This window comes from Variovorax paradoxus, assembly GCF_030815975.1.
Classification (GTDB): domain Bacteria; phylum Pseudomonadota; class Gammaproteobacteria; order Burkholderiales; family Burkholderiaceae_C; genus Variovorax; species Variovorax paradoxus_N.
Genome location: NZ_JAUSXL010000002.1, coordinates 57,669 through 81,912 on the forward strand (window position 1 = coordinate 57,669; position 24,244 = coordinate 81,912).

Consider the following 24,244-nt stretch of genomic DNA (forward strand, 5'->3'; position numbering starts at 1 on the left):
CCGACTTTAGGCCGCAACGGCCTCCGATGGTTCCCCGGCCTTGGTGAACGAGAACTGGCCAGGGGTCCGGATCGGATCGGTATTCACCTCGATCGTGTCCTTCGGCCCAAAGCTGCCGTCGAGCAGCAGCTTCGAGAGCGGATTTTCGATGCGCTGCTGGATGGCGCGCTTGAGCGGCCGTGCGCCGAACACCGGGTCGAAGCCGACCTTGGCAATCTCGGCCAGCGCCGCGGGCGACACCTCGAGCCCCAGGTCCATTTTCGCGAGCCGCGCCTTCAGCACCTTGAGCTGGATCGCGGCAATCGACTCGATGTTCTTCGCGTCGAGCGCGTGGAACACCACGGTCTCGTCGATGCGGTTCAGGAACTCGGGGCGGAAGTAGTTCTTCAGCTCGTCCCACACCGCTTCCTTGATCTCCTCGGCGGGCTGGCCCACCATCGACTGGATGATCGGCGAACCGATGTTGCTGGTCATCACGATCACGCTGTTCTTGAAGTCCACGGTGCGGCCCTGGCCGTCCGTCAGGCGGCCGTCGTCGAGCACCTGCAGCAGCACGTTGAACACGTCGGGGTGCGCCTTCTCGACCTCGTCGAGCAGCACCACGCTGTAGGGCTTGCGGCGCACGGCTTCCGTGAGGTAGCCGCCCTCTTCGTAGCCCACGTAGCCCGGCGGCGCGCCGATCAGGCGGGCGACCGAGTGCTTCTCCATGAACTCGCTCATGTCGATGCGGATCAGGTGGTCTTCGCTGTCGAACAGGAAGCCCGCGAGCGCCTTGCACAGCTCGGTCTTGCCCACGCCCGTGGGGCCCAGGAACAGGAACGAGCCGGTCGGGCGATTCGGGTCGGAGAGGCCCGAGCGCGAGCGGCGGATCGCGTTGGCGACCGCGCCGATGGCCTCGTCCTGCCCCACCACGCGTTCGTGCAGCTTGCCCTCCATGACCAGCAGCTTGTCGCGTTCGCCCTGCATCAGCTTGGCGACCGGAATGCCGGTGGCGCGCGCCACGACCTCCGCGATTTCTTCGGCGCCCACCTGCGTGCGCAGCAGCGTGGGCGCGCTGGACTTGCCCTTGCTCGCTTCGCTTTCCTCGGCTTCGCGCAGGCGCTTCTCCAGCGCCGGCAACTGGCCGTATTGGAGTTCGGCGAGCTTGTTGAAGTCGCCCTTGCGCTTCCACTCCTCGATCTCGAACTTGATCTTGTCGATGTCCTCGCGGATCTTCGCGCTGCCCTGCGCCTGGGCCTTCTCGGCCTGCCAGATCTCGTCGTAGTCGGCGATCTCCTTCTGCAGGCGAGCGATCTCGTCCTCGATCAGGCCGAAGCGCTTCTGCGAGGCTTCGTCCTTTTCGCGGCGCACGGCTTCGCGCTCGATCTGCAGCTGGATCAGGCGGCGGTCGAGCCGGTCCATGACCTCGGGCTTGGAGTCCATCTCGATCTTGATCTTGGCCGCGGCCTCGTCGATCAGGTCGATCGCCTTGTCGGGCAGGAAGCGGTCGGTGATGTAGCGGTCGCTCAGCTCGGCCGCGGCCACGATGGCCGGGTCGGTGATCTGCACGCCATGGTGCACTTCGTATTTTTCCTGCAGGCCGCGCAGGATGGCGATGGTGGCCTCGACCGAGGGCTCGCCCACGATGATCTTCTGGAAGCGGCGCTCCAGCGCGGCGTCCTTCTCGATGTACTTGCGGTATTCGTCAAGCGTGGTCGCGCCCACGCAGTGCAGCTCGCCGCGCGCGAGCGCGGGCTTGAGCATGTTGCCCGCGTCCATCGCGCCCTCGGCCTTGCCGGCACCCACCATGGTGTGCAGCTCGTCGATGAAGACGATGGTCTGGCCTTCGTCCTTGGCGAGTTCGTTCAAGACGGTCTTCAGGCGCTCCTCGAATTCGCCGCGGAACTTGGCGCCGGCCAGCAGCGCGGCCATGTCGAGCGACAGCACGCGCTTGCCCTTGAGCGACTCAGGCACCTCGCCCGCGACGATGCGCTGCGCCAGGCCTTCGACGATGGCGGTCTTGCCCACGCCGGGCTCGCCGATGAGCACGGGGTTGTTCTTGGTGCGGCGCTGCAGCACCTGGATCGCGCGGCGGATTTCCTCGTCGCGGCCGATCACCGGGTCGAGCTTGCCCAGGCGCGCGCGCTCGGTGAGGTCGAGGCAGTATTTCTTGAGGGCTTCGCGCTGGCCTTCGGCATCGGCGCTGTTCACGCCCTGCCCGCCGCGCACGGCATCGATGGCCGATTCGAGCGACTTGCGGCCGAGGCCGTTTTCCTTGGCGATGCGGCCAATGTCGGATTTGCTGTCGGCCACGGCCAGCAGGAAGAGCTCGCCCGCAATGAACTGGTCATTGCGCTTGATGGCTTCCTTCTCTGTCGCCTGCAGCAGCTTGCCCAATTCAGGGCCGACCTGCACGATGTCGTGGCCCTGCACCTGCGGCAACTTCTTGATGGCCGCCTCGGCAGCGTTCACAAGACCCTGCACGTTGACGCCGGCGCGTTCCAGCAGGGCGCGCGGGCCGTCCTCTTGGCGCAGCATCGCGACCAGCAGGTGGGCCGGTTCGATGTAGGCGTTGTCGTTGCCGAGCGCGAGCGTCTGGGCGTCGCTCAGTGCTTCCTGGAATTTGGTGGTGAGTTTGTCTTGTCGCATGGTGGTGTTCCTGCACTCAAAATAGGACTGTTCGGGCGCGATTCAAGGTGTCCGGCGCTTCGGGCACGGCTATTGCACTGTGCCTCGTCATCTTTCGAATGGAGTCGATCATGGTTTTTTCAATGCAGCGCGCCCATCCGGTTCGCCGGGCGCTCGGCGTCGGTCTCTTTCTAGCGGCCATGGGCCTGACGGGTCTTGCGCAGGCGCAAGGCACGCCCATCCGGCTGCTGGTCGGTTTTCCGGCCGGTGCCGGCACGGACGCCATTGCACGCACACTCGGCGAAAAACTCAAGGACGTGCTGGGCGTGCCGGTGGTGGTGGAAAACCGCGCCGGCGCCGGCGGACAGATCGCGGCGCAGGCGCTCAAGGCGGCCCCGGCCGACGGCCATACGCTGTTCCTCTCCCATGACCATTCGATTTCCATCCTGCCGCAGGTGGTGAAGAACCCGGGCTTCAACCCCGCGACCGACTTCGTGCCCGTGGCCGGTTTCGCCACCTTTGCCAACGTGCTGGCCGTCTCGGGCGGCACGCCGGCCAAGAGCATCGACGAGTACGTGAAGTGGGTTCGCACCCAGCGCGGCGGCAAGGAAACCATCGGCATTCCGGCACCGGCCTCCATCCCCGAGTTCCTGGTGAAGATGATTTCGGAAAAATACAAGATCGACGTGCAGCCCGCGCCCTACCGCGGCAGCGCGCCGATGACGGCGGACATGCTGGGCAACCAGATCACGGCCGGCATCGCCTCGGTGCCCGACTTCATCGAGAACCACAAGGCCGGCAAGGTGCGCATCGTCGCTTCCATCGGCGCCAAGCGCCAGGCCGTGCTGCCGAACGTGCCCACCTTCACCGAACTGGGCTTCTCGAACCTGGAAGACCTGCCCTACTACGGCATCTTCGCGCCCGTGGGTACGCCGCAGCCGATCATCGACAAGTACGGCGAGGCGCTGCAGAAGGTGCTGGCCATGCCCGACGTGAAGCAGAAGCTCACGACCATGGGGTTGACGGTCGGCTACGAGCCGCAGGGGCAGTTCGCAGGCCGCGTGCGCAGCTACACGCAGACCTGGGAACGGATCATCCAATCGAGCGGCTTCAAGCCCCTTTAAGCGTTCGGGGCGCTGATGCCCCAGCGCGCCAATGCGGCGTCGTCGCTGACGCGCGCATCCACCCAGCGGGCGCCTTCGGGCGTCTGTTCCTTCTTCCAGAACGGGGCCTGGGTCTTCAGGTAGTCCATCAGGAACTCGCAGGCCTCGAAACTCTGGCCGCGGTGGGCCGAAACCACGGCCACCATCATGATCTGGTCGAGCGGCTGCAGCAGGCCCACGCGGTGGATCACGCGGGCACCCAGGATGTCGAAGCGCTGGTGCGCCTCGTCGATCATGGCCTCGATGGCCTTCTCGGTCATGCCGGGGTAGTGCTCGAGTTCCATCGAGGCGATGGTGCTGCCGTCATTGCGATCCCTCACCGTGCCGACGAAACTGCAGACCGCGCCCACGCGCTTGTCGCCGGCACGCAACGCGGCGACCTCCTGCCCCAGGTCGAAATCGGCTGTCTGGATCGAAACGCGTGCACCACTCATGCCGGGATTGTGGCACCGCGCTAGACTTCGGCAATGCCCCGCCTCGCCATGCTTTCTTCAGTGCCTTCGCACATCGAAAGCAGCCGTGCGCGCCAGGGCAGCAAAGCCAAAAAACCAAAGCTCGTCTGACCGGAGCTGCGGTTCCGTCGTCGGATGAGCGACGGAACCTGCCAAGGCCTTGGCCCCGAATGGGTTGCGCGCGCATCGAACGACGGTTCCTTTCCATCGGTCGATTCCCCTGAGGAAACCCGCGTGCCGCCATCGTCCATCCCTTCCTCCAGCCCTGATTTCTCGGGCCTCTGGATTCCCCTTGTCACACCGTTTCAGCACGGTGCGGTCGACCATGCCGCACTCTCGGCACTGACCCGCCGTCTCGCCGGCGATGGCGTGGCGGGCTTCGTGGTCTTCGGCTCGACCGGCGAGCCCGCCGCACTCGATGAAACGGAGCAGCTCGCCGCGCTCGAGACGGTGCAGGCCGCCGCCGAAGGGCTGCCGATCGTCATGGGCCTGTCGGGCTACCACCTGGGCAAGACGACGGCCTGGGTGCGCCGGCTCGCCGAACGGCCGCTGGCGGGGCTCCTGGTGCCCGCGCCGCACTACATCCGGCCTTCGCAGGCCGGCTTGCTCGAATGGTTCCGCGCCATTGCCGACGCCAGCACCGCACCGGTGCTGATCTACGACATTCCCTACCGCACCGGCGCGACCCTCGCGCGCGAAACGCTGCTGGCGCTGGCCGAGCACCCGCGCATCCGCGGCATCAAGGACTGCGGCGGCGACATGGCCAAGACGCGCGCCCTGATCGCCGACGGCCGGCTGCAGGTGCTGTCGGGCGAAGACCACCAGATCTTCGGCACGGTGGCCGAAGGCGGCGTGGGCGCCATTGCGGCGAGCGGGCATGTGCAGACGAAGCGCTTCGTGCAGCTGCTGCGCCTCTTGGCCGAAAACCGGCTCGAAGAGGCGCGCGCCGAATGGCAGCCGCTGCAGCCGTTGATCGAGATGCTGTTTGCCGAACCGAACCCGGCGCCGCTGAAGGCGCTGCTGGCGCACGGCGGATCGATGCGCGACGAGCTGCGCTCGCCGATGACCCGCGCGTCCGACGCCTTGCGCGAGCGCCTCGTGGCGCTGGACGCCCGGCTCAGCCGCCCGTAACCGGGGGAAAGAAGGCGACCTCGCAGCCCTCGCGCAGCGCGGCCGCCTCGTCGCTCATGGCCTGGTCGAGCGCCATGCGCACGGCCTTGCCGCGCGCAAGCGCCGTGGCGTATGCGCCGCCACGGGCGATGAGTTCGTCGCGCAGCGCGGCCAGCGTGGCGGCACCGGTGTCGACGGTTTCGCCGCTGGTGTCGAGCGCCTCGCGCACGGAGGCGAAGTAACGGATCCGGACCTTCATGGGCAGCGTCAGTCAGGCCAGCAGCGAGGCCAAGGGGATGAAATTCACCGTGTCGCCGGCCCGGAGGGTCTGGCCCGGCGGGTTGTCGATCACGCCGTCGCCCCAGACCATCGACGTCAGCACACCCGAGCTCTGGTTGGCGAACAGGTCGAGCCCGCCCGCGGCATTGCGGCGGGCGCGCAGGAACTCGCGGCGGCGGTCGGCGCGCGGCCAGTCGAAGTCGGCGCGCATCTGCACAGGCTCCGGCGCCACGCGGCTGGCGCCCTGCAGCGTCAGCAGGAACGGGCGCACCAGCAGCAGGAAGGTGAGAAAGCTGGACACGGGGTTGCCGGGCAGCCCCGTGACGTGGCAGCGCCCTTGCGCGTCGCCTCCGGCCCTGGGAATCGAACCGTAGGCGAAGGGCTTGCCGGGCTTCATCGAGAGCGACCACAGCTGCAGTTCGCCAAGCGCCTGCACCGCGGCCTTGATGTGGTCTTCCTCGCCCACCGACACGCCGCCGGTGGTGATGATCAGGTCGCTGTGCTCCGCGGCACCGCGCAGCGCCTCGATGGTGGCTTCGCGCTTGTCGGGCACGATGCCCAGGTCGTTCACCTCGCAGCCGAGCCGGTGCAGCAAGGCGCGCATGAAGAAGCGGTTGGAGTTGTAGATGGCGCCCGGCTTCATGGCCTCGGGCGCGACTTCGCCGGGCATCACCAGTTCGTCGCCGGTGGACAGCAGCGCCACGCGCGGCCGCCGCGCCACCTGGAGCCGGTCGAAACCCACGCTGGCGGCGAGGCCGAGTGCCGCGGGCGTCAGGCGCTCGCCCTGGCGCAGCACCACATCGCCGGCAGCCACGTCTTCACCCGCACGGCGAATCCATTGGCCGGGCGCGGGAGCGATCTCGATGCGCACCGCGCCGAGCGTGCCTTCCTGCGGCACCGGCTGGGTGTCTTCCTGCATGACGATGGCGTCGGCGCCTTCGGGAATCTGCGCGCCGGTGAAGATACGCGCCGCGGTGCCGGCCGCGAGCGGCGTGCCCACGGTGCCGGCGGGAATGCGCTGCGCCACCTGCAGCAAGGCACCCGGCGCGGCGCAGTCGGCCACGCGCACCGCATAGCCGTCCATCGAACTGTTGTCGCGGGGCGGCACGGTGAGCGCGGAGACGATGTCCTGCGCGAGCACGCGGCCGTCCGCATCGAAGGTGGCAACGCTCTCGGCAGGCAGCTTCGGAAGCGCCTTCGCGAGCAGGCTCGCAAGGGCTTCGTCGAGCGCCATCAGCGGCGGGCGCGAGGGGGTCACGGAATCAGCCATGGTGTTCGGGGTTGTATTCGAAGCGGCTTGCGCTGTCGATCAACCACTGGGCGATGCCCTCGATGTCGTCGAGGTCGAACAGCGGCAGGCTGGTGGGCACCGGCAGGCTCGCGGGCGCATCGGTGGCAATGGCGGTCACGAAGGCGTCCTCGATGTACTGCGAGGGCCGTGCCGGCCTGCCGGGCTCGGGCGCGCGCCAGACTTCGATCTTGAGAAGGTCGCTGTGCTTGAAGCCCTCGACCAGCACCCAGTCGACACCGTCATGGAGCTCGGCAATCAGGTCGTGCACCGACAGCTGCGCGGGCTGCTCGAATTCGCGGATCAGCGCGAGCCGCCGGTCCGAGGCCACGACCACCTCGAAGGCCCCCGCCTCGCGATGGCGATAGGTGTCCTTGCCCGGATGGTCGATGTCGAACTTGTGATGCGCATGCTTGACCACCGACACGCGCTGGCCATGGAGCTTGAGCACGGGAATCAGGCGCTCGACCAGCGTGGTCTTGCCCGAACCCGAATACCCGGAAAAGCCGATCACCTTCATGTCGAGTTCCTGTGGCTGCGGTCTACGCGGCAGCCGTATGCATATGCGGAGCAGCCGCCGCAGTGTGCGGCGTGCGGCCAGGGTCAGTCACAGTTCTGCGCGATGTAGGCCTTCACGGCCTCGGCATCGGCCGGCAGCTTGACCACCCGCTTGGGCAGCGCCTCGATGCCTTCGAACCTGGCGGGCCGTGCGGGCTCGTGCCCCAGGGCTTCCACCAGGGTGGCGGCAAACTTGATCGGCAGCGCGGTTTCGAGCACCACCATGGGCACGCCAGGCGCGAGATGTTCGCGCGCGGCCTTGAGCCCGTCGGCCGTGTGCGGATCGACCAAGGTGGCAAAGCGCTTGTCGGTGTCGCGGATGGTGGCAAGCCGGTCCGCGTGCGTGCTGCGGCTGCTCTTGAAGCCGAAGCGCTCCGCGGCCTGCCTGAAGGCGGGGCTGCCGCTCAGGTCGAAACGGCCTCGGTTGCCGAGATCGTCCACGAACAGCGAGCGCAGCTTGTCGGCATCGCGCCCCACCAGGTCGAACATGAAGCGCTCGAAGTTGCTGGCCTTGCTGATGTCCATCGACGGACTCGAGGTTTCATGCGTGTCGGCCGCCGCGCGCACGCGGTAGATGCCGGTGCGGAAGAACTCGTCGAGCACGTCGTTCTCGTTGGTGGCGACCACCAGCGTCTGGATCGGCAGGCCCATCATGCGCGCCACATGGCCGGCACAGACGTTGCCGAAGTTGCCCGAGGGCACGGTGAAGCTCACCGGCTTGTCGTTGCTGGCCGTCGCCTGGAAGTAGCCGGCAAAGTAGTAGACGACCTGCGCGAGCAGCCGCGCCCAGTTGATCGAGTTGACCGTGCCGATGCGGTACTTGCGCTTGAAGCCCAGGTCGTTCGATACCGCCTTGACGATGTCCTGGCAGTCGTCGAACACGCCGGCGACGGCGATGTTGTGGATGTTCTCGTCCTGCAGGCTGAACATCTGTGCCTGCTGGAAGGGGCTCATGCGCCCGTCGGGCGAGGTCATGAAGACGCGCACACCCTTCTTGCCGCGCATGGCGTACTCGGCCGCGCTGCCGGTGTCGCCGCTGGTGGCGCCCAGGATGTTGAGCTCGGCGCCGCGGCGGGCCAGTTCGTACTCGAACAGGTTGCCCAAAAGCTGCATCGCCATGTCCTTGAAGGCCAGCGTGGGGCCGTTGGACAGTGCCTCCAGGTACACGCCGTCTTCCAGTTCGCGCAGCGGCACGATTTCATCCGAGCCGAACACCTCGAGCGTGTAGGTCTTGGCGCAGATGGCCTTCAGGTCGGCCGGCGGAATGTCGTCGATGTAGAGCGAGAGGATCTCGAACGCCAGTTCCGCATACGGCAGCTCGCGCCATCTGGCGAGCATGGCGGTGTCGACCTGCGGATAGTGCTCGGGCAGGTACAGCCCGCCGTCGGGCGCGAGGCCTTCGAGCAGGATTTCGCAGAAACGCTTGCGGTCGGGGTGGCCGCGGGTGCTCAGGTAGTTCACGGTATGTCTCTTGTGCCGTCCTCAGGACAGCTCTTCCTTGCGGATGCGCACGATCGGCTGCAGCACCGTGGGCAGGGCCTGCAGTTCCGCGAGCACGTCGTTCACGGTGCCTTCGCGCGCGTCGTGCGTGAGGATGATCAAGTCGGTCTGGGTGGAGCCCTCGCCGCCCACTTCGTCGGCTTCGCGCTGCAGCACCGCGTCGATGCTGATGCCCGCGGTGGCCAGCAAGCCCGTGACCTTGGCGAGCACGCCGGCCTGGTCGGCCACGCGCAGGCGCAGGTAGTAGCTGGTGACGACCTCGGCCATCGGCAGCACCTTCAGGTCGCTCATGGCATCGGGGTGGAAGGCCAGGTGCGGCACGCGGTGCGCAGCATCGGCCGTGTGCAGGCGCGTGATGTCGACGAGGTCGGCGATCACCGCACTGGCGGTCGGCTCGCTGCCCGCGCCCTTGCCGTAGTACAGCGTGGTGCCGACGGCATCGCCATGCACCACCACGGCGTTCATGGCGCCTTCCACGTTGGCAAGCAGCCGCTTCGACGGCACCAGCGAAGGGTGCACGCGCAGCTCGATGCCCTGCGCGGTGCGCTTGGTGATGCCGAGCAGCTTGATGCGGTAGCCGAGCTGTTCGGCGTACTTGATGTCCTGCGCGGCCAGCTTGGTGATGCCTTCGATGTGCGCCTTGTCGAACTGCACCGGAATACCGAAGGCAATGGCGCTCATCAGCGTGACCTTGTGGCCGGCGTCGATGCCCTCGATGTCGAAGGTGGGGTCGGCTTCGGCGTAGCCCAGGCGCTGCGCTTCCTTGAGCACAGTGGCGAAATCGAGCCCCTTGTCGCGCATCTCGGACAGGATGAAATTGGTGGTGCCGTTGATGATGCCGGCCAGCCACTGGATGCTGTTGGCCGTGAGGCCCTCGCGCAGCGCCTTGATGATCGGGATGCCGCCGGCCACCGCGGCTTCGAAGGCCACCATCACGCCCTTGGCATGCGCGGCCGCGAAGATCTCGGTGCCGTGCACCGCGAGCAGCGCCTTGTTGGCCGTGACCACGTGCTTGCCGGCCGCAATGGCCTCGAGCACCAGCTGCCTCGCAATGCCGTAGCCGCCGATGAGCTCGATGACGATGTCGATGTCGGGGTTGGCGATGACTTCGCGCGCGTCGGCGACCACCTTCACGCCTTCGCCGGCGACTTCGCGGGCGCGGGCGGCGTCCAGATCGGCCACCATCGTGATCTCGATGCCCCGGCCTGCACGTCGCTTGATTTCTTCCTGATTGCGCAGCAGCACCTTGAAGGTGCCGCTGCCGACCGTGCCTGCGCCGAGCAGGCCTACTTGGATGGGTTTCATTGAGGGATTCGCGTGGATGATTCGTATGGGGTGGAAAGGAAGGGACTGCCGGCCGCCGCGGCCAAGCGCGCGGCGAGCGGCCGCGCCATCAATCCGTCTTGCTGCGCAGACGGTACAGCTCCAGGAACTTGGCAATGCGGTTGATCGCTTCGCGCAAGTCGTCCTCGTGGGGCAGGAACACGATGCGGAAGTGGTCCGGCGTGGCCCAGTTGAAGCCCGTGCCCTGCACCAGCATCACCTTGGTTTCCCTCAGCAGTTCGAGGAAGAACTGGCGGTCGTCGGCGATCGGGTAGACCTTCGGATCGAGCTTTGGGAACATGTAGAGCGCGGCGCTCGGCTTGACGCAGCTCACGCCCGGAATGGCCGTGATGAGCTCGTAGGCCAGGTCGCGCTGGCGCCGCAGGCGGCCGCCGTCGCCGACCAGGTCGTTGATGCTCTGGTAGCCGCCGAGTGCGGTCTGGATCGCCCACTGTCCGGGCACGTTGGCGCACAGGCGCATGTTCGAGAGCATGTTCAGGCCCTCGATGTAGTCCTGCGCCCGTGCCTTGTCGCCCGAAACCACCAGCCAGCCCGCGCGGTAGCCGCACGAGCGGTAGCTCTTGGAGAGCGAATTGAAGGTGAGCGTGAGCACGTCGGTCGACAGGCTCGCGATCGCGGTGTGCCTGACGCCGTCGTACAGCACCTTGTCGTACACCTCGTCGGCGAAGATCACCAGGTGGTGCTCGCGCGCCATGGCGACGATGCTCTTGAGCAGTTCGTCGGAATAAAGCGCACCGGTCGGATTGTTCGGATTGATGACCACGATGCCCTTGGTGCGGGGCGTGATCTTGGCGCGGATGTCGTCCAGATCGGGCATCCAGCCGTTGGCTTCGTCGCAGAGGTAGTGCACCGGCTTGCCGCCGGACAGGCTCGAGGCGGCCGTCCACAGCGGATAGTCGGGGGCCGGGAGCAGCATTTCGTCGCCGTCGTTCAGCAGCGCGTTGGTGGCCATGGCGATCAGTTCGCTCGCGCCGTTGCCCAGGTAGATGTCCTCGAGCGTGACACCTGCAATGCCCTGCTTCTGGGTCTCGTGCATCACGGCCTTGCGGGCCGCGAAGATGCCCTTGCTGTCCGAATAGCCCGCCGATCCCGGCAGGTTGCGGATCATGTCCTGCTGGACTTCTTCCGGCGCATCGAAGCCGAACACGGCCAGGTTGCCGATATTGAGCCTGATGATCTTCTGGCCCTCTTCCTCCATCTGCTTGGCGGCGTCCATGATGGGGCCGCGGATGTCGTAGAGCACATTGGCCAGCTTGGCCGATTTCTTGAACTGCTTCAAAGAGCCCTCCCGGGCGCGGGTTACTCGAGGTCTAAAGGCCCTTGGAGGCCTCGTGTCACTGGGAAAACCTATAATTTGACCACAGTTCCCAGTGCCCCGATGAAGCTCCAGCCCGACAAATCCGACGCCCAGACCCTCACCGCGCACGGCCCCGGGTGGGTCGCGATCAACAACGAAAAGGTCGAGGGCAGCGTGGTGGTGGGCTCGCGCGGCGAGCGCTTCGAATGGAACTGCACCCGTTTCGACCAGCTCGGGCCCGAGCATTTCGCCCAACTTGCATCGCTGGGCGCGGAATTGGTCATTTTCGGAAGCGGATCACGCATCCGGTTCCCGCAGCCTGCCTGGCTCCAGCCCCTGATGGCCAAGCGCACCGGGGTGGAAACCATGGACACCCCCGCAGCCTGCCGTACCTACAACATCCTGGCCGGCGAAGGCCGCCACGTGGTGGCCGCCCTCCTCGTGGAACCGCCCGAGCACTGAGGGAGGGGTTTTCGGGGTAAAATACCAGGTTGCGAACAGGCCTGCTGCTCCAGTTAGCAACGACCAATCCTCCATTCGTCGAGTGTGCCCCAAGGCGCTCGATCAATGGAAACCAACGGAGAAAACAAGTTTCATGGCGATCGTTGTCAACAAACCCATTCCTGAATTCGACGCCAACGCCACGGGCGGACTGAAAGTCTCGAATACCTCTCACCTCGGCCACGTGCTGGTCATGTATTTTTACCCGAAAGATAACACTCCGGGTTGCACGACCGAAGCCATGCAGTTTCGCGACCGTTACAAGGACTTCGAAAAGGCCGGCGCCACGGTGTTCGGCGTGTCCCGCGACAACATGAAGTCGCACGACGAGTTCAAGGCCAAGCTCGAACTCCCGTTCGAACTCATCGCGGACACCGAAGAAAAAATGTGCCACATGTTCGGCGTGGTCAAGAACAAGATCATGTACGGCAAGAAGGTCAAGGGCATCGAGCGCAGCACCTTCCTGATCGGCGCGGACGGCATCCTCAAGGCCGAATGGCGCGGCCTCAAGGTCCCGGGCCATGTGGACGACGTGCTCAAGGCCGTCAAGGCGCTCAAGAAGGCCGCCTGACCGTTACAAGAAGCGCAGTCTGTGCGCTTTTGCGTCAGGCCGTGGGGAATGCCCAACGGACTGTGCAAAGAGCGCGAGACGCGTGACCGGCGGTGTGCATAATGGCCTCATGCCGTTGAGCTCCACGACCGCATCCCCCGAACAAAGCCGCCTTGGTCTACAGGCGGCTTTTTCGTTTTCTGGTTTCCACTTCCTGCGAGCGATCTGACACATGCCATTGCCTCCCGCCCCCACGAAACGCGCCGCACTGCTCTCGCCGGATGCGCACGATGCACCCGCCCGCTCCTCGCACAGGGGATCGCGCCGCTCGGGCGAATCGCACGCTGAATCGGCGTCGTCGAGCGGCTCCCAGCCGCTGGAATTGTTCGACCGCCATGCCGCCGATGCGGTAGGCGGCGGTACCGAGATCGCGCCACCGATCCGCGCGAAGTCGAAACCCGCTCCTTCCCGCAGCCAGCGGGAGCAGCCCGCTGCGCGCCGGGAACCCGAGGCGCCGGCACCCGCCGTCCATGCGCCTGCGCCGCAGCAGCAGCAAATTGCGGCGCCGCAGGCCCCGGCGCGGCCCAAGCGCAGCAAATCCAATGGACCGGCCAAGCTGTTCGTGCTCGACACCAACGTGCTGCTGCACGACCCGATGTGCCTGTTCCGCTTCGAGGAACACGACATCTTCCTGCCGATGATCGTGCTGGAAGAGCTGGACGGCCACAAGAAGGGCACCACCGAGGTCGCGCGCAACGGCCGCCAGACCAGCCGCACGCTCGACGCGCTGGCCGGCACCCAGGACGCCGACATCGACAAGGGCCTGAAGCTCGACACCACCGGCCATCGCGAGGCCGGCGGCCGGCTGTTCTTCCAGACCGCGCCGCTCGACTATTCGCTGCCGGTCAGCCTGCCCCAGGGCAAGGCCGACAACCAGATTCTCGGCGTGGTGCAGGCACTGCGCGACCTCTACGCCAATGACCAGCCCGGCCGTCCCAAGCAGGAAGTGGTGCTGGTGTCGAAAGACATCAACATGCGCGTCAAGGCGCGCGCCCTCGGCTTGGCCACCGACGACTACCAGAACGACAAGACGCTCGAAGACGGCGACCTGCTCTATTCGGGCTCGCTCGCGCTGCCGGCCGATTTCTGGACGCGCCAGAGCAAGACGGTCGAGAGCTGGCAAAGCGGCAGCAACACCTTCTACCGGGTCAGCGGACCGCTGGTGCCCAACCTCTACATCAACCAGTTCGTCTATTTCGAAGCGCCGGGCGAGCCGAGCATGTACGCGCGCGTCACCGAGATCCGCGACAAGACGGCGGTGTTCAAGACCCTCAAGGACTACAGCTCGGGCAAGAACGCGGTCTGGGGCGTGAACACCCGCAACCGCGAGCAGAACTTCGCGATGAACCTGCTCATGGACCCCGAGATCGACTTCGTCTCGCTCACCGGCACCGCCGGCACCGGCAAGACGCTGATGGCGCTCGCCTCGGGCCTCACGCAGGTGCTCGACGACCGGCGCTACACCGAGATCATCATGACCCGCGCCACGGTGAGCGTGGGCGAGGACATCGGTTTCCTGCCCGGCACCGAGGAAGAAAAGATGGGCCCGTGGATGGGCGCGCTCGACGACAACCTCGAATTCCTGGCCAAGGGCGACGGCGGCGGCGCCGGCGAATGGGGCCGCGCGGCCACCAACGAGCTGATCCGAAGCCGCATCAAGGTCAAGAGCATGAACTTCATGCGCGGGCGTACCTTCCTCAACAAGTACGTGATCATCGACGAGGCGCAGAACCTGACGCCCAAGCAGATGAAGACGCTGATCACGCGGGCCGGCCCCGGCACCAAGATCATCTGCATGGGCAACCTCGCGCAGATCGATACGCCGTACCTGACGGAAGGCTCCTCGGGCCTCACTTTCGCCGTCGACAAGTTCAAGGGCTGGCCGCACGGCGGACACATCACGCTGGCGCGCGGCGAACGCTCGCGGCTGGCCGACTTCGCAAGCGACGTGCTCTAAAAGTCGCCGGTTCGCGGCGATCAAAAAGCCCGCGGTGCTCCCAGGAGCACCGCGGGCTTTTTTTTGTCCGAGGTGACAGGCTCCTGACAAGACGCTGTCAGGAGGCGGCCCGCACCATCAGGGCTCCTTCAACGCAACGAAAGCGAGTCCTTCATGCAAAACGCCATCAGCTGGTTCGAAATTCCGGTCACCGACATCGACCGCGCCCAGGCCTTCTACCAAACCGTGCTCGGCCGCACGCTGCGCCGAGAAGACTTCGGCGGCCAGACGCTGGCCGTCTTCCCCTGCGAAAAGCCCGCCACGGGCGGCGCCCTGCAGGCCGGCGCAAACGCCAGCGCACGCGCGGGCAGCGGCATCCGCATCTACCTCGACTGCATGCCGAGCATCGACGCCGTGCTGGCGCGCGTCGAAACGGCAGGCGGCCAGATCGTCGCGCCCAAGTCCGCGCTGCCGCCGGGCATGGGCTTCATCGCCCATCTGCGCGACACCGAAGGCAACGACGTCGGCCTTCACGCCCTCGCCTGAATCGCATCACCATGGCACAGCGCAACTGGATCGCCGTCGCCAGCGCGGAACACGCCCGCCGCGGGCGCGACCACAAGCCGCTCGGCTTCATGCAGGTCGGCCACGGCAAGCTCGGTCCGCTCAAGCGGGTTGCGGCGGGCGACCGCGTCGCCTACTACGCGCCGGCCACGGTCTTCGGCGGCACCGACAGGCTGCAGAGCTTCGTCTCGATCGGCATCGTGCAGCCGGGCGCGCCGTACGAAGCCGACAACATGGGCAACGGCTTTGTTCCGTGCCGGCTCGACGTGGCCTACGCGGCCTCCCACGAAACGCCGATTGCGCCCCTGCTGGCGCAGTTGGCGTTCATCGAGAACCCGAAGCAGTGGGGCTACAAGTTCCGCTTCGGGCTGTTCGATGTCTCCGACGCCGACATGATGCTGATCGCCCGGGCCATGAAAGCCGACCTGAAAGCGCTTGCGCTCTGAGCACCACAATCCCTACATCAGCCATGCAGAAGAAAACCCCGATGGAACCCGTGCGCCAGCACCATGACGCTTTCGAGGTCGCAGGCCTCACGGTCCGCACCACCAACCGCGAAGAGAACGACCCCGCGGGTGCCCGCATCACCGCCTTGTGGAATCGCTTCTTCGGCGAAGAAACATACCGGTCGACGCCCGGGCGCACCGGCGATGCCCGCATCTTCGGCGTCTATTCCGGCTACGAATCCGACGCCCATGGCGCCTTCGACGTGACCGTGGGCGTGGCCGTCTCGGGCGCAGCGGACAGCGTGGCCGTCGAGGCCGGCAACTACCTCGTCTTTGCCGGCCAGGGCGAGATGCCGCAGATGGTGATCGCCGCCTGGCAGCGCATCTGGCAGTATTTCGAGGCGCACCCGGAAATCGCGCGCCGCTACCGCAGCGATTTCGAAGCCTACGAAGGGCCGGACAAGGTGGCGATCCACATCGGAATTTCATGAGCACACGCCAGGGCCGGCCCGACGGGTTCGTCCGAACATCCCAGGGAGCACGCTGATGCGCCGCGCCGACCGCCTGTTCCAGCTCGTGCAGATCATTCGCGGGCGCCGGCTCACCACGGCGGCCTTCCTGGCACAGCGCCTCGAGGTGTCGGAGCGCACCGTCTACCGCGATGTGGCCGACCTGCAGCACCAGGGCGTGCCGATCGAGGGCGAAGCCGGCATGGGCTACAGATTGGGCGCGGGCTTCGAACTGCCGCCGCTGATGTTCACGCAGGACGAGGCCTCGGCGCTCGTGGCCGCGGCCCGCCTGGCGCAGAGCTGGGTCGATCCGGCGCTCGCGCGCGACATCGAAACCGGGCTCGGCAAGATCCTCTCGGTGCTGCCGCCGGCGGCACGCGTCTCAGCCGAGGCACTGGCGCTCTACGCCCCAGCGCTGGGGCTGGGCGATGCCTTGCGCGCGCGGCTGCAGACCCTGCGCGAAGCCGTGCAGGCACGCCAGAAACTGCGCCTTCACTATCGCGACGTGTCGGGCGATGCCAGCGAGCGCACCGTGCGTCCGCTGGGCTGCTTCTACTGGGGCAAGGTCTGGACGCTTTCGACCTGGTGCGAACTGCGCAACGACTTCCGCGGTTTTCGCCTCGACCGCATGGATGCGGTCGACGTGCTGCCCGAACGCTTTCGCGACGAAGCGGGCAAGACGCTGGCAGACATGCTGCGCCAGGTGAAGGCGCGGACAGCCGAAGCGAAGCTGCTGGAACAGCAGCACAAATGAAGACGCAGCGTCAGTAGTCGTTGCTGCTGCCGTAGCTGGCCAGGTTCTCGAACTTGGTGAGCGGCTTGAGGAAGGTCAGCTTGATGGTGCCCGTGGGCCCGTTGCGGTGCTTGCTGATGATCACTTCGGCCACGCCCGGCTCCTTGCTGTTCTTGTCGTAGTAGTCGTCGCGGTAGATGAACATGATGATGTCCGCGTCCTGCTCGATGGCGCCGGATTCGCGCAGGTCGCTCATCATGGGACGCTTGTCGGTGCGGCTTTCGACGCCGCGGCTCAGCTGCGACAGCGCGATCACCGGGCACTTGAGCTCCTTGGCGAGCATCTTCAGGCCGCGCGAGATTTCGCCCACGGCCGTGGCGCGGTTCTCGTCGTTCATGCTGCTCGACACGCTCATGAGCTGGAGGTAGTCGACCACGATCAGGCCGAGGCGCCCGTACTGGCGCGCCAGGCGGCGCGCGTTGGCGCGCAGCTCGCTGGTGGTCAGGCCCGGCGTCTCGTCGATGTGCAGCGACACGTTGCGCAGCTTCTCGATCGCTTCCGTGAGGCGCGGCCACTCTTCATCACTGAGCTTGCCGGTGCGCAGGTGCCCCTGGTCGATGCGCCCGATCGAGCCGACGATACGCACCGCCAGCTGCGAGGCTCCCATTTCCATCGAGAAGACCGCCACCGGCAGCCCTTCGTTGAGCGCCACGTGCTCGGCGATGTTGATGGCCAGCGAGGTCTTGCCCATCGAAGGGCGCGCGGCCAGCACGATCATGTCGCCCGGCTGCAGGCCCGAGGTCATCTTGTCGAACTCGTAGAAGCCGGTGCGCACCCCCGTGATGTCGTTCGGGTTCTCCGCCATCTCGGTCACGCGGTCGAGCAGTTCGACGACCAGGGCATCCATGCTCTGGAAGCCCTGCTTCATCCGCGTGCCTTCTTCGCCGATGTTGAAGATCTTCTGTTCGGCCTCGTCCAGGATCTTGTCGACCGACTTGCCCTGGGTGTTGAAGGCGTTGGTCGCGATCTCGTCGCTCGCGGAGACGAGTTTTCGCAGGATCGAGCGTTCGCGCACGATCTCCGCATAGCGGCGGATGTTGCTCGCGCTCGGCACATACTGCGCGAGCGAGTTCAGGTAGACCAGGCCGCCGATTTCATCGGCCTTGCCCAGGCCCTGCAACTGCTCGTAGACGGTGATGACGTCGGCCGGCTTGCTCGCATTGATCAACCCGCCGATCGCGGCATAGATCAGCTTGTGCTCGTGGCGGTAGAAATCGCCATCCACCAGCAGGTCGCCCATGCGGTCCCAGGCGCCGTTGTCGAGCAACAGGCCGCCGAGCACGCTCGACTCGGCCTCGATGGAGTGAGGCGGAATGCGAAGCTTGGCGACTTGACGATCGGCCGACGGATCATTGTCGGCATAGGAAAAAACGGCGGACATGGACTTCCCTTGCAACCCTGCATGCTAAGCCGTGCACGCGTTGGCGCGTGTGGACAAGGTTGTGAATAAACGGTGATCTTTCGGTGCACCGGGCTGGAAAACCGGTGCGCAGAAAGACAAAAGCCGCCCGAAGGCGGCTTTTGCGGCAGCGCACAAGGCGCTGTGGACGATCAGGCGGTTTCGCCGTAGACCGTCACGGTGATGTCGACCACCACGTCGGTGTGCAGCGCAACGCTCACGGTGCTGTCGCCGACGACCTTGATCGGGCCGTTGGGCAGGCGCACTTGCGACTTGGCAACCTTGTAGCCTTGCTTGCCGAGCTCTTCGGCGATGTCGCCGTTGGTGACCGAGCCGAACAGGCGGCCGTCGACGCCAGCCTTTTGGGTCAGCTTGACGGTCGTGCCGCCGAGCTTCTCGCCCTGGGCTTGCGACTCGGCCAGCTTGGCGGCCGCAGCCTTTTCGAGTTCGACGCGCTTGGCTTCGAATTCGGCCTTGTTGGCAGCAGTGGCGCGGCGGGCGCGGCCCGTCGGGATCAGGAAGTTGCGTGCGTAGCCGTCCTTGACCTTGACGATGTCGCCAAGGCCGCCGACGTTCAGAACCTTGTCCAGAAGAATGATTTGCATGGTGACGGCTCCTTAGACGCGGTGCTGGTCGCTGTACGGCACCATGGCCAGGAAGCGCGCGCGCTTGATGGCGGTGTTCAGCTGGCGCTGATAGATCGCGCGCGTGCCGGTCAGGCGGGCGGGGATGATTTTGCCGTTTTCGCTGATGAAGTCGCGCAGCGTGTCGATGTCCTTGTAGTCGATTTCCTCGACGCCAGCGACGGTGAAGCGGCAGAAGCGCTTGCGCTTGAACAGCAGCGACTGGGTGTTGCGCTTCGGGCGCTTGTCTTTGTTGAATTTCTTGAACGTGGCCATTTGGGGACCTCTTGTCGAAAATTAATCTTGCTGAAAATCCTGGATGTGCAGGACCGGATGCTTGCCATTGCCCGGTGTCGCGAGAAAGCCCTGAAAACGCCAGAGACTTCCCATTGACTGCTTTGCGAGCCGTTCGGCGATGGCGCCGAAGGCAACGGCCCTGAGGGCCGCTTTCACCTGCCTGGCTTTTCCTGCTTCATGGAGCGTCGACTCGTGTTCGAGCTTCAGATCGATGGCGGGAAGGCCGGCCGGCGTATATCGCAAGGCTCCGAGTTCGGCAACCGAGGCGCTCAGCACAAGCTGATTGACTCCGGTTGCCGCAGCAGCGGCAGCGGTCACGCCATCAGCTGTTGTTGGCGGCGTATTCGGCCTGCTGAGCCTTGCGGGCTTCTTCGCGCTCGACCGTCTTCATCATCGACGAAGGACCGGTTTCGGCCTTCTTCTTCTGGACGGTGAGGTGGCGCAGCACGGCGTCGTTGAACTTGAACGCGTGTTCCAGTTCGCCCATCACGGTTTGCTCGGCTTCGATGTTGACGCACAGGTAGTGCGCCTTGCTGAGCTTGTTGATCTGGTAGGCCAGCTGGCGGCGGCCCCAGTCTTCAACGCGGTGGACCTTGCCGCCGCCGGCCGTGATGAGGCCCTTGTAGCGCTCCAGCATGGCCGGAACTTGTTCGCTCTGATCCGGGTGGATCAGCAAAATGATTTCATAGTGACGCATGGCACTCCTTGTGGATTCTTCCGTAGAAGAGGAAAAGCCACCTGCAGCGTCGGGCGCAGTGTGGCAAGGCAAAGCCGGCTATTGTAGCACTGCCGGCGCCGCGCGTGCCCAGCGTCAGTCGTTCAGGGCCCGGTCCAGGGCCGCGGCCTTCTCCGCGCCCACGGCGGCGCGTATCTTGGGCGCCAGCGCGACCAGGTCTTCGTAGCTGGTGGTGCCTTCGACCTGCAGGTTGAGCCTGAAGCCCATCAGGCCGAGCGCCCCGGTCAATTGGGTGGCAATGGGATAGGCGTCCTTGTAGCGCTGCTGCCTGCTGCGGCTCGAAGGCTGAGCGGGTTCGGCCGGCTTCGGCGCCGCGGGCGCCTTGCTCGCGGCCGGCGCAGGCGCCTGGGGTGCCTTGGCCGGCACGGCCACGGCCGGCTTGCTTCCTGGCGCAGGCCCGAGCAGCCCCAGCTCGACCATCTGATCGATTTCCTCCCGCGCGATCCCCGCTGCGGCGGCAAGCACCTCGTCGACCGAGCGCTTGCCATCGAACAGGATGAACGCGGTGCGCTGGCGGGGCGAAAGCGGTACCGAGCGATCCTTGAGAACCTGCTGTCCGGCGTCTGTCTTGACAAGAATCATGATGGTTTCTTCCGCGAAATACCGGCGGGTGCGGCGACGAGCGGCTTCGCCAAGCAATCCGCAAGCGACCCGCCGCCCCTGCGAATGTCGCAAGTCTGACACGAGTAACACATTCTGATTCAATTGGGCAGGCGCCGGAGCGGGAATTTCCCGATGAGGATTCCCGCAGGGGCTGCAGCGTGGCGGGGCGGCATGCCCCCGCCACCGTCCGTCGTCAGCGCTTGGCGAGCTGCTGCCAGGTGTCGATGACGCTGTCCGGATTGAGGGAAATCGACTCGATGCCCTGCTCGGCCAGCCAGAGCGCGAAGTCCGGATGGTCGCTGGGCCCCTGGCCGCAGATGCCGACGTACTTGCCCTCGGCCTTGCAGGCCTTGATGACACGGCTCAGCAGCGCCTTGATGGCCGGGTCGCGCTCGTCGAAGTCGGCAGCCAGCAGCTCGAGCCCCGAGTCGCGGTCCAGGCCGAGCGTGAGCTGGGTCAGGTCGTTCGAGCCGATCGAGAAGCCGTCGAAGAACTTCAGGAACTCTTCCGGCAGGATGGCATTGCTCGGCACCTCGCACATCATGATCAGCTTGAGCTCGTTCTCGCCGCGCTTGAGGCCATGCTCGCCGAGCAGCGTGGTCACGCGCTCGGCCTGGCCCAGCGTGCGCACGAAAGGCACCATGATCTGCACATTGGTCAGGCCCATGTCGTTGCGCACGCGCTTGAGCGCCTCGCATTCCATGGCAAAGGCCTCGCCGAAATCCTTGCTCAGGTAGCGCGCGGCGCCACGGAAGCCGAGCATCGGGTTTTCTTCTTCCGGCTCGTAGCGGCTGCCGCCGATCAGCTTGCGGTATTCGTTCGACTTGAAGTCCGACAGGCGAACGATCACCTTCTTGGGCCAGAAGGCAGCCGCGATGGTCGCAATGCCTTCGGCCACCTTGTCGACATAGAAGGCGCGCGGCGAGGCATGGCCGCGGGCCACCGACTCGACGGCCTTCTTCAGGTCGTTGTCAACGTTCGGATAGTCGAGGATCGCCTTCGGGTGCACGCCGATGTTGTTGTTGATGATGAATTCGAGCCGCGCCAGGCCCACGCCATGGTTCGGCAGCTGCGCGAAGTCGAAGGCCAGCTGCGGGTTGCCCACGTTCATCATCAACTGGATGTCGATCTCGGGCATCACGCCGCGCTGCACTTCGGTCACCTCGGTTTCGAGCAGGCCGTCGTAGATGAAGCCGGTGTCGCCCTCGGCGCAGCTCACGGTCACCAGCGTGCCGTCCTTCAGCAGGTCGGTGGCGTCGCCGCAGCCGACCACGGCCGGAATGCCGAGCTCGCGCGCAATGATGGCCGCGTGGCAGGTGCGCCCGCCGCGGTTGGTGACGATGGCGGCAGCACGCTTCATCACCGGCTCCCAGTTGGGGTCGGTCATGTCGGTGACGAGCACATCGCCGGCCTGGACCTTGTCCATTTCGCTGATGTTGTGCACGAGCCGCACGGGGCCGGTGCCGATCTTCTGGCCGATGGCGCGGCCTTCGGCGAGCACGGCGCCCTTGCCCAGCAGCTTGTAGCGCTGCTCGGCCTTGCCCTGCTGCTGGCTCTTCACGGTTTCAGGGCGCGCCTGCAGGATGTAGAGCTGGCCGTCGGTGCCGTCCTTGCCCCACTCGATGTCCATCGGGCGGCCATAGTGCTCTTCAATGACCAGCGCGTACCTGGCCAGCTGCTCGACGTCGGCATCGCTCAGCGAATAGCGGTTGCGCTGCTCGGCCTTGACGTCGGTGGTCTTGACCAGCTTGCCGCTCGCCTTTTTCTCTTCGGGCGTCGCGAATTCCATCTGGATCAGCTTGGAGCCGAGGTTGCGGCGAATCACCGCCCGCTTGCCGGCGCGCAGCGTGGGCTTGTGGACATAGAACTCGTCGGGGTTCACGGCGCCCTGCACCACCGTCTCGCCCAAACCGTAGCTCGAGGTGATGAACACCACCTGGTCGAAGCCCGATTCGGTGTCGATGGTGAACATCACGCCAGCCGCGCCCAGATCGGAACGCACCATGCGCTGCACGCCGGCCGACAGCGCGACCACGTCGTGCGCAAAGCCCTTGTGCACGCGATAGCTGATGGCGCGGTCGTTGTAGAGGGAGGCAAAAACCTCCTTCATCTTGTGCAGCACGTCGTCGATGCCGACCACATTGAGAAAAGTTTCCTGCTGGCCGGCAAAGGAAGCGTCCGGCAAGTCTTCGGCCGTGGCCGAGGAGCGCACCGCGAACGAGGCCGCGGGATTGCCGGCGTTCAGTTTCGCGAACGCGTCGGCAATGGCTTTTTGCAGATCGGCCGGGAAAGGCTGGGCCTCGACCATGGCGCGGATCTCGGCGCCGGCCGCGGCCAGCGCCCGGACGTCCTCGGTGTCCAGTGCGGCGAGCCGCTTGCTGATCTTGTCGGCCAGGCCGGCGTGGGCCAGGAATTGGCGGAATGCGTGCGCCGTGGTCGCGAAGCCCGTGGGCACCCGCACGCCCTGCGGCAGCTGCGAGATCATTTCGCCGAGGCTGGCGTTTTTGCCGCCGACCGACTCGACGTCGGTCATCCTCAGGTTTTCAAACGGTACGACCAGGGCGGTCGCGTCGAAAAGTGCAGACATGGGAAAGCTCCAGAAGTTGAAACCGGTGCTGCATGCAGGCGGCGCGGCACGATCGTTCTCGTTGCTCTGGGTGCGGGCGCGGTGTGCATGGAAAGAATTGGGGATGGGAAAGCGGATTCCCGATAATGGCCCGGATTGTAGGCGTGGCGAGATTGCACGCGCCGCAGGACAAGGCCGCAAGAGCAACACCATGCATACACGCACTGTTTTCTTCATTTCCGATGGCACCGGCATCACCGCCGAAACGTTCGGTAACGCCGTGCTGGCCCAATTCGAGATGAAACCGCGCCATGTGCGGCTGCCGTTCACCGACACGGTCGACAAGGCGCACCAGGCGGTGCGGCAGATCAACCACACGGCCGAACTGGAAGGCCTGCGCCCCATCGTCTTCACGACGCTCGCGAACATGGAGGTGCTGGAAGTGATCGAGACCGGCTGCAAGGGCATGCTGCTCGACATGTTCGGCACTTTCGTGCGGCCGCTGGAAATCGAGCTGGCGGTGAAGTCGAACCACCGCATCGGCCGCTTCAGCGACGTCAGCAAGAGCAAGGAATACGACGCCCGCATTGCGGCCATCGACTTCAGCTTGGCGCACGACGACGGCCAGAGCAACCGGGACCTCGAAGGCGCCGACGTGATCCTGGTGGGCGTGAGCCGCAGCGGCAAGACGCCGACTTCGCTCTACCTGGCGATGCAGCATGGCCTGAAGGCCGCCAACTACCCTCTGATTCCGGAAGATTTCGAGCGCCGCCAGCTGCCGCCGGCCTTGATGCCCCATCGCAAGAAGATCTTCGGGCTCACCATCCAGCCCGAGCGGCTGAGCCAGATCCGCAACGAGCGCCGGCCGGATTCGCGCTACGCCAGCCTCGAAAACTGCCGCAACGAGGTGAGCGAAGCCGAAGCCATGATGCGCCGGGCCGGCATCCGGTGGCTTTCGACGACGACCAAGTCGATCGAGGAAATTGCCACCACCATCCTGCAGGAGCTGAGGCCCGAGCGGCTGGTTTACTGAGCCGGGCGTCCGGATCGGTTCGCCCACCCG

At 65.8% G+C, this 24,244-nt stretch carries 25 protein-coding genes; 10 read left to right on the top strand and 15 right to left on the bottom strand.

Annotation, left to right across the window (positions count from 1 at the left end; translation table 11 throughout):
- Positions 1-6 precede the first annotated feature (6 nt).
- Positions 7-2,628, bottom strand: coding sequence for an ATP-dependent chaperone ClpB (clpB, locus tag QFZ47_RS03980; protein ID WP_307654422.1), 2,622 nt, complete (start codon positions 2,626-2,628; stop codon positions 7-9).
- A 110-nt stretch (positions 2,629-2,738) separates the two neighbouring features.
- Between clpB and QFZ47_RS03985 the strand changes: the two genes are divergently transcribed.
- The gene (locus QFZ47_RS03985) at positions 2,739-3,731 is read left to right on the top strand and encodes a Bug family tripartite tricarboxylate transporter substrate binding protein (RefSeq protein ID WP_021006547.1); all 993 of its coding nucleotides are present in this window, start codon (positions 2,739-2,741) and stop codon (positions 3,729-3,731) included.
- On the opposite strand, the gene QFZ47_RS03990 is transcribed toward QFZ47_RS03985, so the two are convergent.
- Positions 3,728-4,204, bottom strand: a complete 477-nt coding sequence (locus QFZ47_RS03990; protein WP_307654423.1) for a molybdenum cofactor biosynthesis protein MoaE — start codon at positions 4,202-4,204, stop codon at positions 3,728-3,730. The genes QFZ47_RS03985 and QFZ47_RS03990 overlap by 4 nt on opposite strands.
- A gap of 153 nt (positions 4,205-4,357) precedes the next feature.
- Here QFZ47_RS03990 and dapA point away from each other — a divergent pair, with 153 nt between their 5' ends.
- Positions 4,358-5,353 (top strand): 4-hydroxy-tetrahydrodipicolinate synthase, encoded by a 996-nt coding sequence (gene dapA, locus QFZ47_RS03995; protein WP_307654424.1) that lies wholly within the window; start codon positions 4,358-4,360, stop codon positions 5,351-5,353.
- Here dapA and moaD read toward each other — a convergent pair.
- The 6 genes from moaD to QFZ47_RS04025 all read right to left on the bottom strand — a co-directional run bounded on the left by moaD (position 5,340) and on the right by QFZ47_RS04025 (position 11,580).
- The gene (gene moaD / locus QFZ47_RS04000) at positions 5,340-5,591 is read right to left on the bottom strand and encodes a molybdopterin converting factor subunit 1 (RefSeq protein ID WP_307654425.1); all 252 of its coding nucleotides are present in this window, start codon (positions 5,589-5,591) and stop codon (positions 5,340-5,342) included. The two genes, dapA and moaD, sit on opposite strands and share 14 nt — an antisense overlap.
- Before the next feature lie 12 nt (positions 5,592-5,603).
- On the bottom strand, positions 5,604-6,881 hold the full coding sequence (locus QFZ47_RS04005) for a molybdopterin molybdotransferase MoeA (RefSeq protein ID WP_307654426.1): 1,278 nt from the start codon (positions 6,879-6,881) through the stop codon (positions 5,604-5,606).
- On the bottom strand, positions 6,874-7,419 hold the full coding sequence (gene mobB, locus QFZ47_RS04010) for a molybdopterin-guanine dinucleotide biosynthesis protein B (RefSeq protein WP_307654427.1): 546 nt from the start codon (positions 7,417-7,419) through the stop codon (positions 6,874-6,876). The genes QFZ47_RS04005 and mobB overlap by 8 nt, the downstream gene beginning before the upstream one ends.
- Positions 7,420-7,502: 83 nt before the next feature.
- A complete protein-coding gene (gene thrC, locus QFZ47_RS04015) occupies positions 7,503-8,918 on the bottom strand; it encodes a threonine synthase (RefSeq protein ID WP_307654428.1) in 1,416 nt (471 codons plus the stop codon).
- A 21-nt stretch (positions 8,919-8,939) separates the two neighbouring features.
- On the bottom strand, positions 8,940-10,262 hold the full coding sequence (locus QFZ47_RS04020) for a homoserine dehydrogenase (RefSeq protein ID WP_307654429.1): 1,323 nt from the start codon (positions 10,260-10,262) through the stop codon (positions 8,940-8,942).
- Between the two features lie 88 nt (positions 10,263-10,350).
- Positions 10,351-11,580, bottom strand: coding sequence for a pyridoxal phosphate-dependent aminotransferase (locus QFZ47_RS04025; RefSeq protein ID WP_307654430.1), 1,230 nt, complete (start codon positions 11,578-11,580; stop codon positions 10,351-10,353).
- A 99-nt stretch (positions 11,581-11,679) separates the two neighbouring features.
- Here QFZ47_RS04025 and QFZ47_RS04030 point away from each other — a divergent pair, with 99 nt between their 5' ends.
- The 7 genes from QFZ47_RS04030 to QFZ47_RS04060 all read left to right on the top strand — a co-directional run bounded on the left by QFZ47_RS04030 (position 11,680) and on the right by QFZ47_RS04060 (position 16,918).
- Positions 11,680-12,060 (top strand): Mth938-like domain-containing protein, encoded by a 381-nt coding sequence (locus tag QFZ47_RS04030; RefSeq protein WP_307654431.1) that lies wholly within the window; start codon positions 11,680-11,682, stop codon positions 12,058-12,060.
- 133 nt (positions 12,061-12,193) lie between these two features.
- The gene (locus QFZ47_RS04035; protein ID WP_007830801.1) at positions 12,194-12,670 is read left to right on the top strand and encodes a peroxiredoxin; all 477 of its coding nucleotides are present in this window, start codon (positions 12,194-12,196) and stop codon (positions 12,668-12,670) included.
- Between the two features lie 211 nt (positions 12,671-12,881).
- On the top strand, positions 12,882-14,666 hold the full coding sequence (locus QFZ47_RS04040; RefSeq protein WP_307654432.1) for a PhoH family protein: 1,785 nt from the start codon (positions 12,882-12,884) through the stop codon (positions 14,664-14,666).
- 153 nt (positions 14,667-14,819) lie between these two features.
- The gene (locus QFZ47_RS04045) at positions 14,820-15,191 is read left to right on the top strand and encodes a VOC family protein (RefSeq protein ID WP_307654433.1); all 372 of its coding nucleotides are present in this window, start codon (positions 14,820-14,822) and stop codon (positions 15,189-15,191) included.
- Between the two features lie 11 nt (positions 15,192-15,202).
- Positions 15,203-15,655 (top strand): EVE domain-containing protein, encoded by a 453-nt coding sequence (locus tag QFZ47_RS04050; RefSeq protein ID WP_307654434.1) that lies wholly within the window; start codon positions 15,203-15,205, stop codon positions 15,653-15,655.
- 23 nt (positions 15,656-15,678) lie between these two features.
- Positions 15,679-16,146, top strand: a complete 468-nt coding sequence (locus QFZ47_RS04055) for a GyrI-like domain-containing protein (protein WP_307654435.1) — start codon at positions 15,679-15,681, stop codon at positions 16,144-16,146.
- Positions 16,147-16,201: 55 nt separating this feature from the next.
- A complete protein-coding gene (locus QFZ47_RS04060) occupies positions 16,202-16,918 on the top strand; it encodes a helix-turn-helix transcriptional regulator (protein WP_307654436.1) in 717 nt (238 codons plus the stop codon).
- Positions 16,919-16,928: 10 nt separating this feature from the next.
- Here the strand turns inward: QFZ47_RS04060 and dnaB are convergent, their stop codons facing one another.
- From dnaB to ppsA, 7 genes are all read right to left on the bottom strand, one after another.
- Positions 16,929-18,338, bottom strand: a complete 1,410-nt coding sequence (gene dnaB, locus QFZ47_RS04065; protein ID WP_307654437.1) for a replicative DNA helicase — start codon at positions 18,336-18,338, stop codon at positions 16,929-16,931.
- Between the two features lie 170 nt (positions 18,339-18,508).
- On the bottom strand, positions 18,509-18,961 hold the full coding sequence (gene rplI / locus QFZ47_RS04070; RefSeq protein WP_007830783.1) for a 50S ribosomal protein L9: 453 nt from the start codon (positions 18,959-18,961) through the stop codon (positions 18,509-18,511).
- Between the two features lie 12 nt (positions 18,962-18,973).
- The gene (rpsR, locus tag QFZ47_RS04075; RefSeq protein ID WP_007830781.1) at positions 18,974-19,255 is read right to left on the bottom strand and encodes a 30S ribosomal protein S18; all 282 of its coding nucleotides are present in this window, start codon (positions 19,253-19,255) and stop codon (positions 18,974-18,976) included.
- Positions 19,256-19,276: 21 nt separating this feature from the next.
- A complete protein-coding gene (priB, locus tag QFZ47_RS04080; RefSeq protein WP_307654438.1) occupies positions 19,277-19,594 on the bottom strand; it encodes a primosomal replication protein N in 318 nt (105 codons plus the stop codon).
- A 4-nt stretch (positions 19,595-19,598) separates the two neighbouring features.
- On the bottom strand, positions 19,599-19,973 hold the full coding sequence (gene rpsF, locus QFZ47_RS04085; RefSeq protein ID WP_012746958.1) for a 30S ribosomal protein S6: 375 nt from the start codon (positions 19,971-19,973) through the stop codon (positions 19,599-19,601).
- A 114-nt stretch (positions 19,974-20,087) separates the two neighbouring features.
- Positions 20,088-20,594 (bottom strand): hypothetical protein, encoded by a 507-nt coding sequence (locus QFZ47_RS04090; RefSeq protein ID WP_307654439.1) that lies wholly within the window; start codon positions 20,592-20,594, stop codon positions 20,088-20,090.
- Between the two features lie 214 nt (positions 20,595-20,808).
- Positions 20,809-23,202: a phosphoenolpyruvate synthase gene (gene ppsA, locus QFZ47_RS04095; RefSeq protein ID WP_307654440.1), complete on the bottom strand. Its 2,394-nt coding sequence runs from the start codon at positions 23,200-23,202 to the stop codon at positions 20,809-20,811.
- 190 nt (positions 23,203-23,392) lie between these two features.
- Here ppsA and ppsR point away from each other — a divergent pair, with 190 nt between their 5' ends.
- Complete coding sequence (gene ppsR, locus QFZ47_RS04100; protein WP_307654441.1) at positions 23,393-24,214, top strand: posphoenolpyruvate synthetase regulatory kinase/phosphorylase PpsR; 822 nt, start codon at positions 23,393-23,395, stop codon at positions 24,212-24,214.
- The last annotated feature ends 30 nt before the right edge of the window (positions 24,215-24,244 follow it).

Excerpts from the sequence above, each read along its gene's own strand:
- clpB (WP_307654422.1), bottom strand. The coding sequence starts at position 2,628 with ATGCGACAAGACAAACTCACCACCAAATTCCAGGAAGCACTGAGCGAC.
- QFZ47_RS03985 (WP_021006547.1), top strand. The coding sequence starts at position 2,739 with ATGGTTTTTTCAATGCAGCGCGCCCATCCGGTTCGCCGGGCGCTCGGC.
- QFZ47_RS03990 (WP_307654423.1), bottom strand. The coding sequence starts at position 4,204 with ATGAGTGGTGCACGCGTTTCGATCCAGACAGCCGATTTCGACCTGGGG.
- dapA (WP_307654424.1), top strand. The coding sequence starts at position 4,358 with ATGAGCGACGGAACCTGCCAAGGCCTTGGCCCCGAATGGGTTGCGCGC.
- moaD (WP_307654425.1), bottom strand. The coding sequence starts at position 5,591 with ATGAAGGTCCGGATCCGTTACTTCGCCTCCGTGCGCGAGGCGCTCGAC.
- QFZ47_RS04005 (WP_307654426.1), bottom strand. The coding sequence starts at position 6,881 with ATGGCTGATTCCGTGACCCCCTCGCGCCCGCCGCTGATGGCGCTCGAC.
- mobB (WP_307654427.1), bottom strand. The coding sequence starts at position 7,419 with ATGAAGGTGATCGGCTTTTCCGGGTATTCGGGTTCGGGCAAGACCACG.
- QFZ47_RS04020 (WP_307654429.1), bottom strand. The coding sequence starts at position 10,262 with ATGAAACCCATCCAAGTAGGCCTGCTCGGCGCAGGCACGGTCGGCAGC.
- QFZ47_RS04030 (WP_307654431.1), top strand. The coding sequence starts at position 11,680 with ATGAAGCTCCAGCCCGACAAATCCGACGCCCAGACCCTCACCGCGCAC.
- QFZ47_RS04035 (WP_007830801.1), top strand. The coding sequence starts at position 12,194 with ATGGCGATCGTTGTCAACAAACCCATTCCTGAATTCGACGCCAACGCC.
- QFZ47_RS04040 (WP_307654432.1), top strand. The coding sequence starts at position 12,882 with ATGCCATTGCCTCCCGCCCCCACGAAACGCGCCGCACTGCTCTCGCCG.
- QFZ47_RS04045 (WP_307654433.1), top strand. The coding sequence starts at position 14,820 with ATGCAAAACGCCATCAGCTGGTTCGAAATTCCGGTCACCGACATCGAC.
- QFZ47_RS04050 (WP_307654434.1), top strand. The coding sequence starts at position 15,203 with ATGGCACAGCGCAACTGGATCGCCGTCGCCAGCGCGGAACACGCCCGC.
- QFZ47_RS04055 (WP_307654435.1), top strand. The coding sequence starts at position 15,679 with ATGCAGAAGAAAACCCCGATGGAACCCGTGCGCCAGCACCATGACGCT.
- QFZ47_RS04060 (WP_307654436.1), top strand. The coding sequence starts at position 16,202 with ATGCGCCGCGCCGACCGCCTGTTCCAGCTCGTGCAGATCATTCGCGGG.
- dnaB (WP_307654437.1), bottom strand. The coding sequence starts at position 18,338 with ATGTCCGCCGTTTTTTCCTATGCCGACAATGATCCGTCGGCCGATCGT.
- rplI (WP_007830783.1), bottom strand. The coding sequence starts at position 18,961 with ATGCAAATCATTCTTCTGGACAAGGTTCTGAACGTCGGCGGCCTTGGC.
- rpsR (WP_007830781.1), bottom strand. The coding sequence starts at position 19,255 with ATGGCCACGTTCAAGAAATTCAACAAAGACAAGCGCCCGAAGCGCAAC.
- rpsF (WP_012746958.1), bottom strand. The coding sequence starts at position 19,973 with ATGCGTCACTATGAAATCATTTTGCTGATCCACCCGGATCAGAGCGAA.
- QFZ47_RS04090 (WP_307654439.1), bottom strand. The coding sequence starts at position 20,594 with ATGATTCTTGTCAAGACAGACGCCGGACAGCAGGTTCTCAAGGATCGC.
- ppsA (WP_307654440.1), bottom strand. The coding sequence starts at position 23,202 with ATGTCTGCACTTTTCGACGCGACCGCCCTGGTCGTACCGTTTGAAAAC.
- ppsR (WP_307654441.1), top strand. The coding sequence starts at position 23,393 with ATGCATACACGCACTGTTTTCTTCATTTCCGATGGCACCGGCATCACC.